Genomic DNA, 15132 nt, shown 5'->3' on the forward strand with positions numbered 1-15132 from the left:
TCGCTGCGCTCTACCGGACGTTGTAGCCCTGGGAGTTCCAGAACGTGGTCGGGTTCGGGTTGTCCAGGGTCGGGTCGTTCACGCTCTTGGCCGCGTGCGTCTGCTCCCCGAGACGCATCTCGACGTGGGTGTGGGCGGACGCGCTGGACGACACCCCGTGCCACGACTCGTCGGCGATGACCTGGCCGCGGCTGATCGACTGCCCCACGGCCAGCGAGGACCGCGGAGCGGAGTGCAGGTAGATCACCGTCTTGTTCAGCGAGGCGTTGTAGACGGAGATCGTGGACAGCCCCGAACTGCCGGTGGCACCGGGCGCGATGTAGATGATCTTACCGGCCACCAGGGCGTGGACGTCGGAGCCGATGCCGCGCGCGATGTCGATGCCCTCGTGCCGGCCGGGCGTCGTGGTGTAGCCGTCGAAGCCGCAGGTGATGCTCCCGCCGCTCGCCGAGTACAGCCCGTACGACATGTTCGTGCGCGTCGACGGCGAGAACTCGTGGGAGGCGTTCTGGTTCTTGAGGGTGGCGTTGAGGTTGCCTTTGGCGCCGGCTGTGAAGTCCTGGTAGCTGCCGCCGTAGTTGCTGTTGTAGTAGACGCGGACGGTTTTGGTGCTGTTGTTCCAGACCGAGGCGGCGTTGTTCTTGACGCAGGTGCCCTTGCCGTTGCCGTCGCCCTTGAAGTCGTAGCAGGAGGGCTGGGTGGTGCCGTAGTCGGCGACCGATCCGGTGAAGTCCGAGATGGAGCCCTGGTTGTCGCTGTTGAAGTAGTAGCAGAACTCGCCGCTGTCGCACTTGCCGTCCCGGGCCGCCGCGGAGGCGGGCGACACGTAGACGGCCGCCACCCCGCCGATCGCGACGGCGGCGGACGCCGTGGTGGTCAGGGTCTTGGTGACCTTGTTCATACCGTTGTCTCCTTCTGTGCTCGTTCCTGTCGTCGTTGCCTGTCGATCTCGTTGCCTGGTGTACGGACGGGTCAGCTGCGCTGGTACTCCTCCCAGGTGCGGATGGTCACCTTCGGGCCGTCGTCGGGGCCGCGGCCGGAAAGGCCGTTCAGACCGAGGTAGTAGTCACCGGTCTGGTGCTGGGCCTGGCTGGAGAGGTCGGTGTCGTTGATGGCGGCGGCGTGGACGTGCCACGGCCAGTCGCCCTGGGCGGGGCTGCGCACCCATGCCGCGAAGCCGACACGGCGCAGCGCGCGGGCGACCTCGGTGCGGGTGGCGGAGTCCATCCCCTCCGCCGAGACGTCCACGACGCCTCCGCCGTCGTGGGTGCCCGCGGACGTGGGGTCGCCGCCGGGGTTGTAGGAGCCCTGGTCCAGCACGAGGTCGCGGCCGAGCAGCCGCTTCGCCTCGGCCAGCATGCTCTGCGTCCGGGTGTTGACGACGACCCCGCCCGTGGTGACGCGGGCGCCCGGCTCGATGACGCCGGCGACGGTGAAGCGTCCGGCTCCGAGCTTGGCGAGCGACGTCCTGCCCGGCAGCCCGCTGGCGGCCAGACCGGTGTAGCCGAGCGACTTCTGGTACTTCGCGTAGGCGGCGATCGTGGTGGTGCCGAAGTAGCCGTCCACCCACGTGGCGTCGAGCAGGCTGCGGTCCCGCAGCGCCTGCTCGACCAGGAGCACGCTGGCCTTCGCGCCGGGGGTCAGCGTGTCGTCGGCCCGCCGCGGGTCGATCTGGGCGGCCTTGACGGTGGCCTCCATGTTCACGCTCGGCAGGGCGCGGGCGCCGGGCGCCCGGCCGCCGGCCGCCAGGGCCGCCGGCGTCCCGGCGGGTCCGGTGAACGAGGTGAGCAGGGTCGCCGTCACGACGGCGGCGGCGTACGAGGGCAGCTTCATCGGGTCTCCTGGTAGGGGACTGGGCGCGAAGCCCGCGGCGGAGACCACGGTGACCCGGCCGGTCACGTGTTCACAAGAAGATCGTTGTTGTCAGACTGTCCGTTAGCCGATTCCGTACAGAAGTGCACGCGATCTGACAGACGGGACACTCGCCTCCCGGAGGCGGCCGGGACGGAAGCGGACCTGGTTGGCGAGGCGGCGCGCGCGGGCAGAATGCGAGACATGACGCGCACTGTGAATCTGCCCGGCGGCACCCCGCTGCCGCTGATCGGTTTCGGGACCTGGCAGCTGCGGCCCAAGGCGGCGTACGCGTCGGTGCGCGCGGCACTGGAGATCGGTTACCGGCATGTCGACACCGCGACCCTGTACCGCAACGAGGCGGACGTCGGCCGGGCCCTGAAGGACAGCGGCGTGGACCGGGAGCAGGTCTTCGTCACCACCAAGCTGCGCCCGCAGGACGCGCGGCACGCCCGCCGCACGCTGGAGTCGAGCCTCCGCCTGCTCGACACCGGATACGTGGACCTCTGGCTGCTCCACTGGCCGACCGCCCAGGACGAGCTCGTCCCGACATGGCGGGCGCTGCTGGAGGCGAGAGACGCGGGACTGGCCCGCAACGTCGGGGTGAGCAATCACAGCCCGGCGCAGATCGACCGGCTGGCCGAGGCGACCGGGCGCCGGCCGGCGGTCAACCAGATCTCGTGGAGCCCGGCGCGGCACGATCCGGCCCTGCTGGACGAGCACCGGCGCCGGGGGGTCGTGGTCGAGGGCTACAGCGGCCTGAAGAACACCGACCTGCGCGACCCGGTCCTCACCGGGATCGCCCGGCGGCTCGGCGCCACGCCCGCCCAGGTCGTCCTGCGCTGGCACCTGGAGCACGACATCGTGATCCTGCCGAGGTCGTCGCGCCGGGAGCACATCGCCGCCAACTTCGACCTCGGCGGCCTCGCCCTGACCGGCGAGGACGTCGCCGCCGTCGACGCCCTCGCCCGCAACGGCTGACCCGGCCCGCCCCGCGGGCGGGGCGGGCCGGGAGACCTCGGTCAGCGGGGGTTGCCGGCGCGCCAGGCGACGTTGTCGGCGACCGCCCCGGCCACGTCGAACTCCGGCGTGAATCCGGTGTCGCGGGTGAGGCGGGCGATGTCGAGGTAGGGGTCCTCGCCGGGGCCGTTCCACCGTCCGGGCAGGAGGTCGAGCCGCAGTCCCGGCCTGATCGCCTCCAGGGCCTCCGCGAACTCGCGGTTGGCGACCGCGCGCCCGCTGGAGACGTTGTAGGTGTCGTGCTCCAGCGTCTTCGCGGCCATCAGGAGGGCGATCGCGCGCCCGGCGTCGGGCGCGTAGCAGCAGTCGCCGCCGTCGTCGGCGTGCGGCTTCGGCGGCTCCTCGCCGCGGAGCACCGCGCCGATGCAGGGCGGGATGTGGAAGAACGGGGACTCCGGGTCGACGAGCGGCCCCCAGATCGTTCCGATCCGGAGCACGACCGGCTGGACGCCGCCACCCCGGTGATCGACGCCTTCCGCCTCACGTTCCGGGCCCTGACGGGGAGCGGCGAGCTGCCCGCCTGGGACGAGGCGGCCGCGGCCTGGCGCGCTCTCGGCAATCGCCACGAGACCGCCGTGGTGCTGACGGAGGCCGCCGCCGCGGCGCTCGCGTCCAACAACCGTCCCTGGGCGGGGTCCCGGCTGCGCGAGGCGCGCGCCATCGCCGCCGACCTGGGGGCCGCGCCCCTGGTGGCGCGCATCGACGACCTCGCGGCCCGCGGACGCGTCAGCGAGGAGGCGACCTCCTCCGGCAGGTCCGGCGCGTCCGGACGTGCCCACGGTCTGACCGGCCGCGAACTCGACGTCCTGCGCCTCCTCGCGGACGGACGGACGAACCAGCAGATCGCCACGGATCTCTTCGTCTCCGCCAACACCGTCGCCACCCACGTGACCCGGATCCTCACCAAGCTCGGCGCCGCGTCCCGCACCCGGGCCGCGGCCAAGGCCCGCGCGTCCGGCATCCTGGACGCCCCGCCCTGACGCCCGCGCTCAGCGGAGGGCGGGCCCGCCGATCCGCGCGGGGACCCGGGTCGGCCAGGAGGCCGGCCAGGCGATGTCGTCGATCGCGAGCCACGGCGCCGCGGCCACGCCCGCGGGCGTCAGCCCGGCGAACGTCCTGACCTCGCGGTGCAGGTGGGACTGGTCGACGTAGCCGCTCTCGGCGGCGACCCCGGCCGCCGCATGCCCCGCCGCGAGGAGGTAGGCGGCTCGGTCGAACCGGACGAGCCGGGCGGCGCGTTTGGGCGTGATGCCGAGCTGGGCGCGGAAGCGCGACCAGAGGCGTTTGCGGCTCCAGCCGACCTCGCCGGCCAGGCCGTCGATCCGGACCCGTCCCCGGCCGGCGAGCGTCCGCCGCCAGGTGTGGGCGACCTCGGGGTCGACCCTCCGGCCGCCCAGCCGCCGGCCGAGGACGTCCGCCGCGATCGCGAACCGCTCGTCCCATGACGCGGCGGCGCGCAGCCTGTCCTCGAACCGGGCGGCGTCGCGGCCCCAGACGTCCTCCAGGGGCGTCACCGTCCCGGTGAGGTCGGCCGCCGCGGCGAGGACCGCGGCCGCCGCGACGGGCTCCAACCGGATCTGGAGGCACGCGCCCGCCTGCCCGCCCGTCCGGAGGTCGCCCGGAAGGAGCCCGGCGGCGAAGCTGCCGCGCCGGCGCCGGCCCTGGGCGTCGTAGACGATGCCCTCCCCGCCGCTCAGGTCGAGGAGCAGGGTGACGGAGGGGTGCGCGACCATCGCGATGTCCACGGGTACGGGGAGGCGCTGGCTGAACCCGGCCATGCCGACCCCCGGCAGCCGGACCGAAGGGGCCGGGACGGCGATCTCCACCGCCGCCCAGTCGGGCGGCGTCCTGGTCGGCGGCACGTGACGAGTCTAGGCCCGGGGGGCGTCAGCGGACCGCGGACGTGAAGTCCAGCAGCAGTGCGCTGGTCGCGTCGGGCGCTTCGAGGACGGGCAGGTGCCCCGCGCCGGGCAGCATCTCGACCCGCGCGCCCGGCACCGCCTCGTACCGGTGCGCCGACGCGGGGTCCCAGCGGGGGTCGGCGTCGCCGAAGACCACGAGCAGCGGGAGCCCGAGGGCGGCGAGGCGCTCGGGCACGCTCCGCTCGGCGACGTAGGCGGCGTTCTCGCGCAGCACCTCCCGCATGGAGCGGTACGTGATCGCCCGGACCCCGGAGACCAGGTCGTCCGGGATGTCCACGGGGCCCGCGGCCGTCGCGCCGATCCCGCGGCGGATCACCGCGTCCGAGCGCCTCGCCCACAGGAGCGGCCCGAGCGGCGGGGACAGCAGGGCCCGGATGAGCAGGGGCTGCCGGAGCAGGTCGCCGAGGCTCGGGCCGGTGCTGATGAGCGCGAGCGAACCCACGAGGTCGGGGCGCTGCTCGGCGAGCGCGGTGGCGACGTAGCCGCCGCTGGAGTGCCCGGCCACGCAGGCGCGGCCGATCCCGAGACCGTCCAGCAGCGCGGCCACGCGGCGCGCCTGGTCGGGCACGGCGTACGACGGCCCGGGCGGAGACTGGCCGCAGCCCGGCAGGTCGACCCGGACGACGCGGCGGCGGGCGGCGAGCGCGGGGATCATCGGATTCCAGGTGCCGCCCGAGGCCCCCGACCCGTGGAGGAGCAGCAGCGGCGGCGCCTGCCGCGATCCGTCGTGGACCACGTGGATCCCGTGCGAGCGCTCAACGTCGGACTCGGTCATGGGGAGATCGTGCGCGGCCGGCCGCCCACCGGTCTTGGACAAATGTTCCCGGCGGTCGTCCCCGGGCCGACCGGAGGAAGGGCGGCCGGCGGCCCGCGTGGAGGCGCCGGGGGGATCAGACGACGGTCGCGGGCTGCTCGCGGGGTGTCAGCCGCAGCCGCACCACGGTGGGAATCGACTCGCGTTCGAGCGCGGCGCAGAGCCGCGGGAGCGCCTCGTCCTGGATGCGGCGCCGCAGTTCGGCGGGGTCCGCCTCCTGCCCGTAGACGATGCTCAGCCGCAGCCCGGCCCCCTTGGGCGCGCGGATCAGCCGGGCCCGCACCCTGCGCACGCCCGGGTACTCGCCGATCTCGCCCTCCAGCGCGTCCGTGACGGCCCCGGCCTCCACACGCGTCGCGCCGGCCCTGATGTCCGGCTCCAGCGAGAGGCCCCGCAGCCGGCTCGAACGGAGTTGCGCGAGCATCCAGGACAGCCCCAGCAGTGCCAGGACGACGGCCACCGCGGCGACGGCGGGCCAGAACCAGCCGTGGCCGTCGGCGAAGCGGCGCGCCTGCGCGGTGAGCACGGGGCCGGAGGCCCGGGCGCTCCCGAAGGCGCCGAAGCCGCGGGCGAGGCCGAGCCCCCCGGCGGCGACGAGGACGGCGCCGAGGACGAGCAGGCCGGTGCGGTTGATGTGAGCGCGGCGGCGGTCCATCATCCCTCCCGCTGCTTCATCCGCACCGTGACGGAACGGGCGGGCACCGGACCGAGCCGGTCGAGCCGGTCCCGCACCGCCTCGGCGATCCCCGCGTCCAGGCCCGCGGGCTCGCGCACGGGGGTCCGGGCGACCACCCGCACCTTCCGGGGGCCCAGCCGGACGCCGCTGACGCCCGACACCCCCGGCGCCCCTTCGGCCGCGGCGGCGACGCTGCGCTTGAGCCCCCGCCTGCTCACGCCCATCATCAGGTTCGGATCCCTCCCGTGCAGCGGAACGATCCGGGACTTGCCCGGCAACACGGCGGCCAGCACGAACCAGGCGCCGACCAGTGCCAGCGCCGCGAAGATCGCACGGGCCTGCACCCCGTCCCAGTCGACGCTCCGCACCCAGCCGTAGGGGAAGACGCGCGCCGGGTCGCCCAGCTCCGCCGAGATGACCTCGATCGCCGTCAGCACGCCGGCCGCCGTCATCAGCAGCGCGGCGGCGAGGGCCGGCAGCGCCCGCTGCGAGCGGAACGTGTGCCTGGCCGCCCGGTCGGCCTTCCGGTCGTCGACCGGGCGCGCGCTCGGCCCGGTGGCGGCCCGCGCCCCGGCCTGCGCGGTCACAGCACGGTCCTCTCGCCCGTGCCGGGGCGTTCCAGTTCGGCCACCTCGACGTCGACCTGGCCGACGGTGAGACCGGTCAGCTCCGCCACCCGCTCGCGCACTCGCCGGCGCACCTGGCGGGCGACCGAGCGGACCGGCATCGGGTAGGCCACCGACACCGCCACCTTGGCCGTGACGATGTCGCCGTGCACCCGCACCTCCGTGCGGGCGGGTCCCCGGCCGGGGATCGGCACTCCGGCGATGCTCCGGCCGAGCCCGCCGGACGCGTCGACGTCCTGCGCGGCTTCGGCGACGATGCGCGCGACGGTCCGCTCCCGGATCGTCGTCCTGCCCCGCTCGGCGTCCGTCATCGCGGCCGCCGTCCCGTGCGGCCCGTGGAGAAGATCTGCCCGAGGTCGATGCTGCCCTCGATGACGCGCCCGACCACGAAGCCGAGCGCGCCGAGGAACAGGACCAGGAAGAACGCGCCGGCGCCGCCGAACGCCGCGGCGAACCCCAATGCCAGCCCGACCGCCAGGCCGACCACGGGCCACGGCACTCTCACATCCATCCCGATCACCTTCTCGCCTCGGCGGGGCCCTCAGCCGCCATCGGCCACGTCCCCGATCACCACGTCCACCGCCCGCCGGCCGGCCAGCGGTCGCACCAGGCGCCGCACGTCCTCGGCGATCTCGGCGAAGGGCCGGCCGTACCGGACGACCACCCCCACCTCGACCACCGCGTCGTGCACCGCGACCCCCGCGTACGGGGGCCCGGCGCGGTAGGTCGCGATCCAGCCGCGCGGACCGGCCGTCAGCCCCAGCACGTCCGGGCACCTCGTGGCCGTCGCGCCGATCCGCTCCGCCAGTTCGGCGAGCGGCTCCCGCCGGCCGGGCTCCGCGCTCGGCCGGACGCCCGCCGCTCCGGCCCCGATGGGCTGTTCTCCGCCCGGCGGGGCCTCCGGCCGCGCCGCCCGGGGCCCCTCGGCGGCGAACTCCGGCCCGCCCGGCCCCGTGCCGCCCGCCGGATCCGGCCGGCCCGCCGGGACGGGCCGGGGCCGGTGGGACGCGGCCACCACGTCCGCCCGGGAGATCATTGGACTCGGGACTCCTCGCGGCGCGGCTCCGGAGGCTCCTCGTCGGCCACGTGGACGTCGTCCACGGTGATGTTCACCTCGACGACCTCCAGGCCGCACATGTGCTCGATCTCGTTGGAGACGTTGGTGCGCACGGCGGCGGCCAGGTCCGGGATGGACAGCCCGTACTCCACGACGAGATCGATGTCGACGGCCGCCTGCCGCTCGCCGACCTGCACGTCGACGCCCTGGGTGCTGTCGCCCCCCACGCCCGGCAGGCGGTCCCGGACCGTCCCGAGCGTCCGGGACATGCCCGCGCCCATCTCGTAGACGCCGCCGACCTGGCGGGCCGCCATGGTAGCGATCTTCGCCACGACGTCGTCGGCGATCCTGGTGCTGCCGCTGGACGTGACGAGTTCGCTCGACCCTCCGTCGGCGCCCCGCTTGCGCCTCGTCCCTGCCGCGGCCTGCTCGGCTCCTCGCCTGTCGTCCTGACTCACGATGCCCCCCATGCCATGCGTCGGCTGACCTGCGGATGATGCTCACGGGCGGTCACCTGAAACAGTCATACTGTCAAAAGGTGGATCAATGTCGGACTAAGTTCGTCGGCGGGGTTCGGTCGGGCGCGGGCCCATGGGGAGGACGCCGGTCAGGTACTCGCGGACGGTGAGGCGGAGGTCGTCCAGGCCGGGTTCGCGTCCCGCGCCCACGATGACGTCGAACATCACCCCTTCCAGGAAGGCGACCAGGGCGGGCCCGTGCCGGTCGGGGTCGGCCGAGCCGGCGGCGGCCATGAGCGAGACGGCTGCGCGGCGGAGGTCGCGCCCGATGGCGTCGTAGATCGCGCGCAGTTCCGGCCGGCGGGTGGCTTCGAGCGCCAGTTCGTAGCGGGCCACCGTGCGGCGCCGGTCGTCGTGCAGTTGGCCGTGGAGGAAGCGCGCCAGCGCCCCGGCGAGATCGTCGCCGGCCGGTCCGAGGCCGGCCAGAGCGCGCCTCTCCAGCTCGGTGAGGTGGACGAGGGCGAGTTCGAGGAGGGCCGCGCGGCTCCGGGCGACGTTGGACGTGGAGCCGGACGGGAGCCCGGCCGCCTCGTCGACCGCGCGGTGGGTGAGGCCGCGCATCCCGCGCTCCGCGAGCAGGGTGACGGCGGTGTCGGCGACGAGCGTCGCGCGGGTGGAGGGCACGCTCCGCACACTACTCATGTAGTGCAGACTACGAATGTAGTGGCACTATGGCCGTAGCGGCCCTGGACGCGGCGAGGAGGGACGGCGATGGCGAACGCGATCGTGGTCGGCGGGGGGATCGGCGGCCTGACGGCGGCGGCCGCCCTGAGCGGGAAGGGGTGGGCGGTGACCCTGCACGAGCGGGCCTCCTCCCTGGAGCCGGTCGGGTCCGGCCTGGCGCTCGGGCCCAACGCCCTGCGCGCGCTCGACACGATCGGAGCGGGCGACGGGGTACGGCGGCTCGCGGCGATGCACGGGGACGGCGGCGTGCGCACGGCGGGCGGGGCCTGGCTGAGCCGCACCAGCGCCGAGGCCCTGGTGGCCCGGCACGGCGACCCCACGGTGGTGCTCATGCGCAGCGCGCTCGTCGACCTTCTGACCGGGCTGCTGCCCGAGGGCGCCCTCAGGCTGGGATCGACGGTGAGATCGGTGTCGCCGGAGGACGGCGTCGTGGTCACCGGGGACGGCGAGGAGCGCGCGGACCTGGTCGTCGCGGCGGACGGCCTCCACTCGGGCGTCCGGTCGGCGCTGTTCCCGGGGCCGTCCCCCGTCCGGTACACGGGGCTGACGGCCTGGCGGGCCGTCACGTCCGGATCCGTGGGCGACGTCGCGGGGAGCGAGTCGTGGGGCCGCGGCCGGGTGTTCGGCATGACCCGGCTGGCCGACGGGCACGCCTACGTCTACGCCACCGCGAAGGCCCCGGAGGGCGCCGTCGCCGGGGACGAGCGCGCCGAACTGCTCCGGCTGTTCGGGGACTGGCACGATCCGATCCCCGCGCTGCTGGCGTCGCTGTCCCCGGACCGCCTGATCCGCAACGACGTCTACGCGATGAGGCGCCCCCTGCCGTCCTTCCACCGGGGCCGGGTGGCGCTGCTGGGCGACGCCGCCCACCCGATGACCCCGAACCTCGGACAGGGCGCCTGCCAGGCCGTCGAGGACGCCGTGGTCCTGGCGCACGAGGCGTCGGCGGGCGGGGGAGGGCTGCCCGCCTACACCGCGGCGAGGCTGCCCCGCACCACCGCGGTGATGCGCCGCTCGTTCCAGCTCGCCCGGCTCACGGCCCTCTCGGGGACCGTGCCCGTCGCGGTCCGCGACGCGACGGTGCGGCTGGCAGGCCGGCTCGGCCCCACGGCGGTGATGCGCCAGGCGGACGAGCTCTACCGCTGGCGCCCGCCGGGAACCTCCGCTCCCTGACGCCGGAGCGCGGTTCCGGTCAGGGGGCGGGGCCGCGCTCGGAGGGGCGGGCCGCGGCGGCGAGGTCTTCGGCGACGCGGCCGCGCACGTGCTCGATGAGACGGATCATGTCCGGGCAGTAGACCGTCGGGTTGTCGAAGCCCGTCGCGTGCCGGTAGCGGTGGGCCTGGAGGCCGGCTCCGCACACGGCGACGAACCGGCAGGCCCGGCACTTCTCGCACAGGGCCGCCGCGCCGCGCTGCCGCTCGACGGCGGCCGGCAGCGCGAGCGCCGCGTCCAGGGTGTCGCGCAGGATGTTCAGGCCGGTGCCGGCGGGGGCGGCGGTCATGGGTCTGAGCAGGTCGGAGTGCTCGATCGCGCCGTCGGTCTCGATGACCGCGTACCGCACCGGGCCGAGGCCGAGCCCCTCGTTGCCGACGCTCCCGCCGAGCAGCAGGGTGAGCAGGTCGCTGAACGTCCGGACGTCCGCCGGCGGCTCCGCCGCGCCGTACCAGCGGTCGAAGATCTCGATGAGCCAGTCGGCGTACGGCGTGGCGGGCGACCCCTCGGCGCGTCCCGGGGGAGGCGCCGACCAGTTCCCGTGGGGCAGGAGGAAGTCGACGCGGGGCGGGCGGTGGCGCAGCAGCGCCTCGTAGGTCGCGACCGGGTCGTTGCGCAGGTCGATCGTGCAGAGGACGCCCGAGAACAGGTGCCGGTACGGGCCGGCGGACAGGGCGTCCAGCGCCGCCGCCACCGAGGCGTGGCTTCCCCGGCCGTCCGGCAGGCGGCGGTGCCGGTCCTGGGCGGAGGCGTCGCCGTCGACGCTCACCCCGATCCGGACGCCGAGCCGGTCGAGCTGGGCCAGGCGGGCCCCGGTCAGGCGGGTGCCGTTCGTCTGGACGAAGAACGACGCGGACACGCCCTCGGCGGCGACCGACCGGACGACCCGCTCGATCAGGGACGGCGCCGCCAGCAGCGGCTCGCCCCCGTGCAGCACGACGTCGACCGCGGGGACCGCGTGCTCGCGGGCGTGGTCCCCGATGCGCCGGGCGGCGGCGTCGACCACCTCGGGCGGCATCGTGACCGGCCGGTCCCGCCAGCTCTGGTCGCCCATCTCGTACACGTAGCAGTAGTCGCAGGCCAGGTTGCAGCGGCTGTGGATCTTGAGGATGAACTCCCGGAAGGGCAGCGCCCCCCGGGCGGCGGGCGGCCTCACGCGACCGGATCCGGCAGGTCGCGGACCGTCCGCAGGCAGCCGGGCAGCGGCCCGTTCGCGGCGATCCAGCTCTCGCGGTGCGTGCTGAAACGCTCCGCCGCCAGGGCGGCCGCGGGCCCCGGAACCGGCTCGGCCCGCCACTGGTCCAGCACGTCCCGCATGCCCTGGACGAACCGCACGGTGAGCGCGGGCAGGCGGTCGTGCGAGCGGAGCTGGACGAGCCCGAGCCGCACCGCCTCGCGCCAGTGCGCGTACTCCAGGTGGGCCGCCAGGGCGTGCTCGCCCGGCTCCAGCCAGCGCTGCCGCCGCCAGAACCGCACGACGCCGAAGAAGGCGTAGGTGCCGTGCAGAAGGCCCGAGAACGGCCGCGGGTCAGGGCGCCAGGGCGCGTAGTACCGGCGTTCGTCCTCCCCGGGCAGCAGCTTCACCGCGTCCATGACCGCCGCCAGCTTGCCGTGCTGGGCCTCGTGGACGAGCGTGACCGCCAGCTGCGTCGGGTCGACCGGCAGGGAGAGCGCGACGCAGCCGAAGTGCTCCCGTGAGGTGGCGCTGCGGAACGAGCCGCTCGGAGCCCGCAGGGGCGTGAGGGTGGACACCATGCCGGAGAGTTCGCGGGCGCTGGCGCCGTGGTGGCGCGACAGGAGGCCCCAGGCGTCGCCGAGCGTCCGCTCCAGTTCGGCGACGGCGGCCCCGGGCAGGCGCCCGGCTCCCGCGGACGACGCGCCGGGGAAGCGGAACGGGTCCACATCGTCGAGAAGGAGCGCGAACTCGGCGCTTCCGACCGCGCCTCCGTCAGAGGACGCGCGGAGGGTACGCAGCCCCTGCCAGCCCGGAGCGTCCGGGGCTCCGCCGACGGGGATCGGTGCGCTCGTGCGCCCGGTCGTGGCGACGGCCTTCCGGCCGTCGTGGACGATCCGCACCGTCCCGGCGTCCCCGGGCGCCGTGAGGACGCCCACCGAGGGCAGGGTCGCCACGCCGCCGGAGACGGGGACGGCGAACGTCCCCGCGCGGCCCCCGCGCACCGCCGCGGCCGCGGCCATCCCCGCGAGCTGCGAGGGACGCGCCCCTGGCGAGTCGCCGGGCGGGGCGCCGCCCCGGAGGACGCGCAGCGCGTGCAGGCACCACCCGCCGGTCGAGGGATGCGTGATGACCGCCGAGGCGGCCCCCGGGACCCGCCGCTTCAGCTCCATCAGCTGCTCGAAGCCGTGCCGGGCCGCCGCGGCCTCCGGGTGGCCGGTCCGGCGGGCGGCGTCCACCACGGAGCGCAGCAGCAGCAGGTTTCGGCTGTGCTGGATCGCTCCCAGCGATTCGATCGCACCGGACGTCGCCATTCCCGAGGCGAGCGAGTCGAAATCCGACCCGGAAAAGGAGTGATTCATCAAGGTCATAAAGCCCGGCCTTCCGCCGAACGCCCAATGACAGCAATTTTAGTCCGCATCCCGTGATCGTGGAACGTCGCCGGGACGTCTCGCGCGCCCGTCCGGTGCCGGGAAGGCTTGCCGTCCGGTAGCGAGTCCGTGACTCCTCCCCGGCGGGCGGCGGCCGCGCGCTATTCTGACCGCGGAGGACGATCAATGAGTGTTCGCAGGCTGTTCTTCTGCACGCTCGGTCTGCTGCTCATCGGGTGCCTGAGCCGCCCCTTCGGCGCGGCCGCCGAGATATCGCCCGCGTTATCGAAGGCTCCGCCGCCCTTATCGGCGGCGTCCCCCGGCCCGGGGGACCGGCGGGAGGCCGCCACCGTGTACTGCCTGTCCCGACCCGGCCAGATGGCCACCGCCCTCCTGGCGCTCGGGCTCCCCGTCCCGGCGGGAGCCGCACCCGCGCCGGCGCCCACCGCGTCTCCCACCGCGTCCCCCAACGCCTCGCCCGCCCCTTCCGGCGCGTCGCCGTGGCCGGCAGCGGCCGCGCGCACTCCGGGCCCCGCCGAACTGCAGGCCTGGGCCGTGCGTCACAGAAAGGAATTCGACCGCGCCTGCGACGCCCTGATAGGCGCCCAGACCGTTTCGCGGGAGAAGGAGAAGAAGGGATCGCCGGCGTGGGTGTCCGCCGCAAAGGTCATCGGTCCGCTCCTGGTGGGGGCTCTGCTCACACTCTTCACCACCGAATGGAGGGCGGCCGTGGACCGTGGCCGGAGAGAAGGGCTCGAACTCCGGAGGCTGGGCCGGGAATTCCTCACCGAGGCGAGCGATTACGCCGAGCGGCGCAGGACCGCCGGTCAGCCCTCCGCCCAGGCCATGCGCGACACCGCGCGGAAACTGGCGCTCCGGCTGGAGGAGGTCAGGGCCCGCCGCCCCTGGTGGCACACCCTGTCACCGGTGCTGGCCGCGCTCGCCCCGGACAGGCTGGACGCCGTCGTCGCCGCCGGGTGGAGCGAGCTGGGCGACGAGGGCAGAGAGACCAGGCACGCGACGGTCATGGACTTCGTCCACCGGATCGACGCCCAGGTCGGCGGCACCGCGCGCGCCCTGGAGCACCCGTGGCGACCGCCGGTCCTCCGCTGGTTCACGCTCTGGCAGAAGGTCCCCTCGTGACGGCCGACCCCAGGCCGGGAAACGGGCGTCTCTCGGTGGGGAACCCGCTGCGTCTGGCGCGTTACGCCGACCGGCCGCCCCTGGCGCTGGAGCCCCATCGCGTCGGCAGGCACGCGGGCTACTACGTGGAGACCCACTCGTTCACCGCGTGCTACTCGGCGTTCAAGAGCGAACTCGACGACATCGAAATGATCCGCGACCGGGGCCATCTCGTCTTCGTCCACGGGATGCAGGGCACCGGAAAGACGTCCCTGATCTGCAGGTGCGCCCATTTCCTCAAGGAACTCGCCGGCCAGGTCGAGTTGCGGGTCATCGACGAGAGAGCGCTGACCGGGACGGCCAGGACGCCGCAGCGGCGGTTGCTGGGACTGGTGTTCAAGATCTGCTGGGAGTTGATGCAGAGCCGGCACTTCTCGGAGAACCGGAGCCGGCTGGACCGCCTCCAGAGCGTCATCGGGGAGGTCAACCGGCTCAAGGAGCGCGAGGGCCTCACCGCGGCGAAGGCGAAGGCCGAGGCCGCCGCCGTCCTCTCCGAGATCGGCCTCGGCTCCGAGGGCGACGAGCCGCTGGTCATGGTCCTCCTCCCGCGTTCCACGAGCCTTCAGGACGTGCAGCTCTACGCCGCGGTCGTCCAGCCCTGCATGCTGTTCTTCGCGGAGCTCGAAGACGAGGACGCCGGCCAGGCGCACCCGCCGTTCGAGAGCGACATGATCTCCGTCATCCCGTTGCGCCCCCGCCCGCTGGTGATCGAGGACGGCTGGGAATTCGTCCGGCGGCGCCTCTACCCGGAAACGGCCTGCCGTGAATCTCTGAATATTCAGGAAGACCATATCAAGGCCATTATGACGGCATATGACGGGCGCATGACCATAAGGCTGCTGGTGGACGGGTTGGCGGAGGTCTTCGAAGAGATCATTAGGGCTGACAGTCCGCGCGATGTGGGTTACAGTGATCTGGCGTCCCAGTTCATCCTGGCCCCGCCGAGCGAAGAAACGGGCTCCTCATGACTGCTGATCATGAGCCGTCACCGGCGGCACGGCGCAATCCCTTCCCTCCCGGGGCGTC

At 74.3% G+C, this 15132-nt stretch carries 19 protein-coding genes; 5 read left to right on the forward strand and 14 right to left on the reverse strand.

Annotated features, from left to right (window positions below):
* Positions 1-10: 10 nt before the first annotated feature.
* Together ACQEU6_RS39255 and ACQEU6_RS39260 are read right to left on the reverse strand one after the other, a co-directional pair.
* On the reverse strand, positions 11-901 hold the full coding sequence (locus ACQEU6_RS39255; RefSeq protein ID WP_499338762.1) for a peptidase inhibitor family I36 protein: 891 nt from the start codon (positions 899-901) through the stop codon (positions 11-13).
* A 71-nt stretch (positions 902-972) separates the two neighbouring features.
* Entirely contained in the window at positions 973-1833 is an 861-nt protein-coding gene (locus ACQEU6_RS39260; protein WP_499338763.1) for a peptidoglycan-binding domain-containing protein, read from the reverse strand.
* A gap of 222 nt (positions 1834-2055) precedes the next feature.
* On the opposite strand from ACQEU6_RS39260, the gene ACQEU6_RS39265 reads away from it, so the two are divergent.
* Positions 2056-2832 (forward strand): aldo/keto reductase, encoded by a 777-nt coding sequence (locus ACQEU6_RS39265; protein WP_499338764.1) that lies wholly within the window; start codon positions 2056-2058, stop codon positions 2830-2832.
* 41 nt (positions 2833-2873) lie between these two features.
* On the opposite strand, the gene ACQEU6_RS39270 is transcribed toward ACQEU6_RS39265, so the two are convergent.
* On the reverse strand, positions 2874-3308 hold the full coding sequence (locus ACQEU6_RS39270) for an NAD-dependent epimerase/dehydratase family protein (protein WP_499338765.1): 435 nt from the start codon (positions 3306-3308) through the stop codon (positions 2874-2876).
* 24 nt (positions 3309-3332) lie between these two features.
* On the opposite strand from ACQEU6_RS39270, the gene ACQEU6_RS39275 reads away from it, so the two are divergent.
* Positions 3333-3851 carry a helix-turn-helix transcriptional regulator gene (locus ACQEU6_RS39275; RefSeq protein ID WP_499338766.1) on the forward strand — a complete coding sequence of 173 codons (519 nt, stop codon included), beginning with the start codon at positions 3333-3335 and terminating at the stop codon, positions 3849-3851.
* A 9-nt stretch (positions 3852-3860) separates the two neighbouring features.
* Here the strand turns inward: ACQEU6_RS39275 and ACQEU6_RS39280 are convergent, their stop codons facing one another.
* The 9 genes from ACQEU6_RS39280 to ACQEU6_RS39320 form a co-directional block, all read right to left on the reverse strand.
* Positions 3861-4733, reverse strand: coding sequence for a helix-turn-helix domain-containing protein (locus ACQEU6_RS39280; protein WP_499338767.1), 873 nt, complete (start codon positions 4731-4733; stop codon positions 3861-3863).
* 25 nt (positions 4734-4758) lie between these two features.
* Positions 4759-5568: an alpha/beta fold hydrolase gene (locus tag ACQEU6_RS39285; protein ID WP_499338768.1), complete on the reverse strand. Its 810-nt coding sequence runs from the start codon at positions 5566-5568 to the stop codon at positions 4759-4761.
* 115 nt (positions 5569-5683) lie between these two features.
* Complete coding sequence (locus ACQEU6_RS39290) at positions 5684-6265, reverse strand: alkaline shock response membrane anchor protein AmaP (protein ID WP_499338769.1); 582 nt, start codon at positions 6263-6265, stop codon at positions 5684-5686.
* Complete coding sequence (locus tag ACQEU6_RS39295; protein WP_499338770.1) at positions 6262-6870, reverse strand: DUF6286 domain-containing protein; 609 nt, start codon at positions 6868-6870, stop codon at positions 6262-6264. The genes ACQEU6_RS39290 and ACQEU6_RS39295 overlap by 4 nt, the downstream gene beginning before the upstream one ends.
* Complete coding sequence (locus ACQEU6_RS39300) at positions 6867-7220, reverse strand: Asp23/Gls24 family envelope stress response protein (RefSeq protein WP_499338771.1); 354 nt, start codon at positions 7218-7220, stop codon at positions 6867-6869. The genes ACQEU6_RS39295 and ACQEU6_RS39300 overlap by 4 nt, the downstream gene beginning before the upstream one ends.
* Positions 7217-7420 (reverse strand): hypothetical protein, encoded by a 204-nt coding sequence (locus tag ACQEU6_RS39305; protein WP_499338772.1) that lies wholly within the window; start codon positions 7418-7420, stop codon positions 7217-7219. The genes ACQEU6_RS39300 and ACQEU6_RS39305 overlap by 4 nt, the downstream gene beginning before the upstream one ends.
* Before the next feature lie 30 nt (positions 7421-7450).
* Positions 7451-7945 (reverse strand): hypothetical protein, encoded by a 495-nt coding sequence (locus tag ACQEU6_RS39310; RefSeq protein WP_499338773.1) that lies wholly within the window; start codon positions 7943-7945, stop codon positions 7451-7453.
* On the reverse strand, positions 7942-8424 hold the full coding sequence (locus ACQEU6_RS39315) for an Asp23/Gls24 family envelope stress response protein (protein WP_499338774.1): 483 nt from the start codon (positions 8422-8424) through the stop codon (positions 7942-7944). The genes ACQEU6_RS39310 and ACQEU6_RS39315 overlap by 4 nt, the downstream gene beginning before the upstream one ends.
* A 96-nt stretch (positions 8425-8520) precedes the next feature.
* Complete coding sequence (locus ACQEU6_RS39320) at positions 8521-9126, reverse strand: TetR/AcrR family transcriptional regulator (protein ID WP_499338775.1); 606 nt, start codon at positions 9124-9126, stop codon at positions 8521-8523.
* 69 nt (positions 9127-9195) lie between these two features.
* Here ACQEU6_RS39320 and ACQEU6_RS39325 point away from each other — a divergent pair, with 69 nt between their 5' ends.
* A complete protein-coding gene (locus ACQEU6_RS39325) occupies positions 9196-10341 on the forward strand; it encodes an FAD-dependent monooxygenase (RefSeq protein WP_499338776.1) in 1146 nt (381 codons plus the stop codon).
* Between the two features lie 19 nt (positions 10342-10360).
* Here the strand turns inward: ACQEU6_RS39325 and ACQEU6_RS39330 are convergent, their stop codons facing one another.
* A complete protein-coding gene (locus tag ACQEU6_RS39330; protein ID WP_499338777.1) occupies positions 10361-11536 on the reverse strand; it encodes an FxsB family cyclophane-forming radical SAM/SPASM peptide maturase in 1176 nt (391 codons plus the stop codon).
* On the reverse strand, positions 11533-12915 hold the full coding sequence (locus ACQEU6_RS39335; protein ID WP_499338778.1) for an HEXXH motif domain-containing protein: 1383 nt from the start codon (positions 12913-12915) through the stop codon (positions 11533-11535). Before ACQEU6_RS39335 ends, ACQEU6_RS39330 begins: the two co-directional genes overlap by 4 nt.
* Positions 12916-13110: 195 nt before the next feature.
* On the opposite strand from ACQEU6_RS39335, the gene ACQEU6_RS39340 reads away from it, so the two are divergent.
* A complete protein-coding gene (locus tag ACQEU6_RS39340) occupies positions 13111-14067 on the forward strand; it encodes a hypothetical protein (protein ID WP_499338779.1) in 957 nt (318 codons plus the stop codon).
* Positions 14064-15074, forward strand: coding sequence for a hypothetical protein (locus ACQEU6_RS39345; protein ID WP_499338780.1), 1011 nt, complete (start codon positions 14064-14066; stop codon positions 15072-15074). The genes ACQEU6_RS39340 and ACQEU6_RS39345 overlap by 4 nt, the downstream gene beginning before the upstream one ends.
* Positions 15075-15132: the final 58 nt, after the last annotated feature.

This window comes from Spirillospora sp. CA-108201, from assembly GCF_050936235.1.
Taxonomy (GTDB): Bacteria; Actinomycetota; Actinomycetes; order Streptosporangiales; family Streptosporangiaceae; genus Spirillospora.

What these genes read in the sequence shown, in the direction of transcription:
- ACQEU6_RS39255 (WP_499338762.1), bottom strand. Translation starts at nt 901, where the DNA reads ATGAACAAGGTCACCAAGACCCTGACCACCACGGCGTCCGCCGCCGTC.
- ACQEU6_RS39260 (WP_499338763.1), bottom strand. Translation starts at nt 1,833, where the DNA reads ATGAAGCTGCCCTCGTACGCCGCCGCCGTCGTGACGGCGACCCTGCTC.
- ACQEU6_RS39265 (WP_499338764.1), top strand. Translation starts at nt 2,056, where the DNA reads ATGACGCGCACTGTGAATCTGCCCGGCGGCACCCCGCTGCCGCTGATC.
- ACQEU6_RS39285 (WP_499338768.1), bottom strand. Translation starts at nt 5,568, where the DNA reads ATGACCGAGTCCGACGTTGAGCGCTCGCACGGGATCCACGTGGTCCAC.
- ACQEU6_RS39290 (WP_499338769.1), bottom strand. Translation starts at nt 6,265, where the DNA reads ATGATGGACCGCCGCCGCGCTCACATCAACCGCACCGGCCTGCTCGTC.
- ACQEU6_RS39300 (WP_499338771.1), bottom strand. Translation starts at nt 7,220, where the DNA reads ATGACGGACGCCGAGCGGGGCAGGACGACGATCCGGGAGCGGACCGTC.
- ACQEU6_RS39305 (WP_499338772.1), bottom strand. Translation starts at nt 7,420, where the DNA reads ATGGATGTGAGAGTGCCGTGGCCCGTGGTCGGCCTGGCGGTCGGGCTG.
- ACQEU6_RS39310 (WP_499338773.1), bottom strand. Translation starts at nt 7,945, where the DNA reads ATGATCTCCCGGGCGGACGTGGTGGCCGCGTCCCACCGGCCCCGGCCC.
- ACQEU6_RS39320 (WP_499338775.1), bottom strand. Translation starts at nt 9,126, where the DNA reads ATGAGTAGTGTGCGGAGCGTGCCCTCCACCCGCGCGACGCTCGTCGCC.
- ACQEU6_RS39325 (WP_499338776.1), top strand. Translation starts at nt 9,196, where the DNA reads ATGGCGAACGCGATCGTGGTCGGCGGGGGGATCGGCGGCCTGACGGCG.
- ACQEU6_RS39335 (WP_499338778.1), bottom strand. Translation starts at nt 12,915, where the DNA reads ATGAATCACTCCTTTTCCGGGTCGGATTTCGACTCGCTCGCCTCGGGA.
- ACQEU6_RS39340 (WP_499338779.1), top strand. Translation starts at nt 13,111, where the DNA reads ATGAGTGTTCGCAGGCTGTTCTTCTGCACGCTCGGTCTGCTGCTCATC.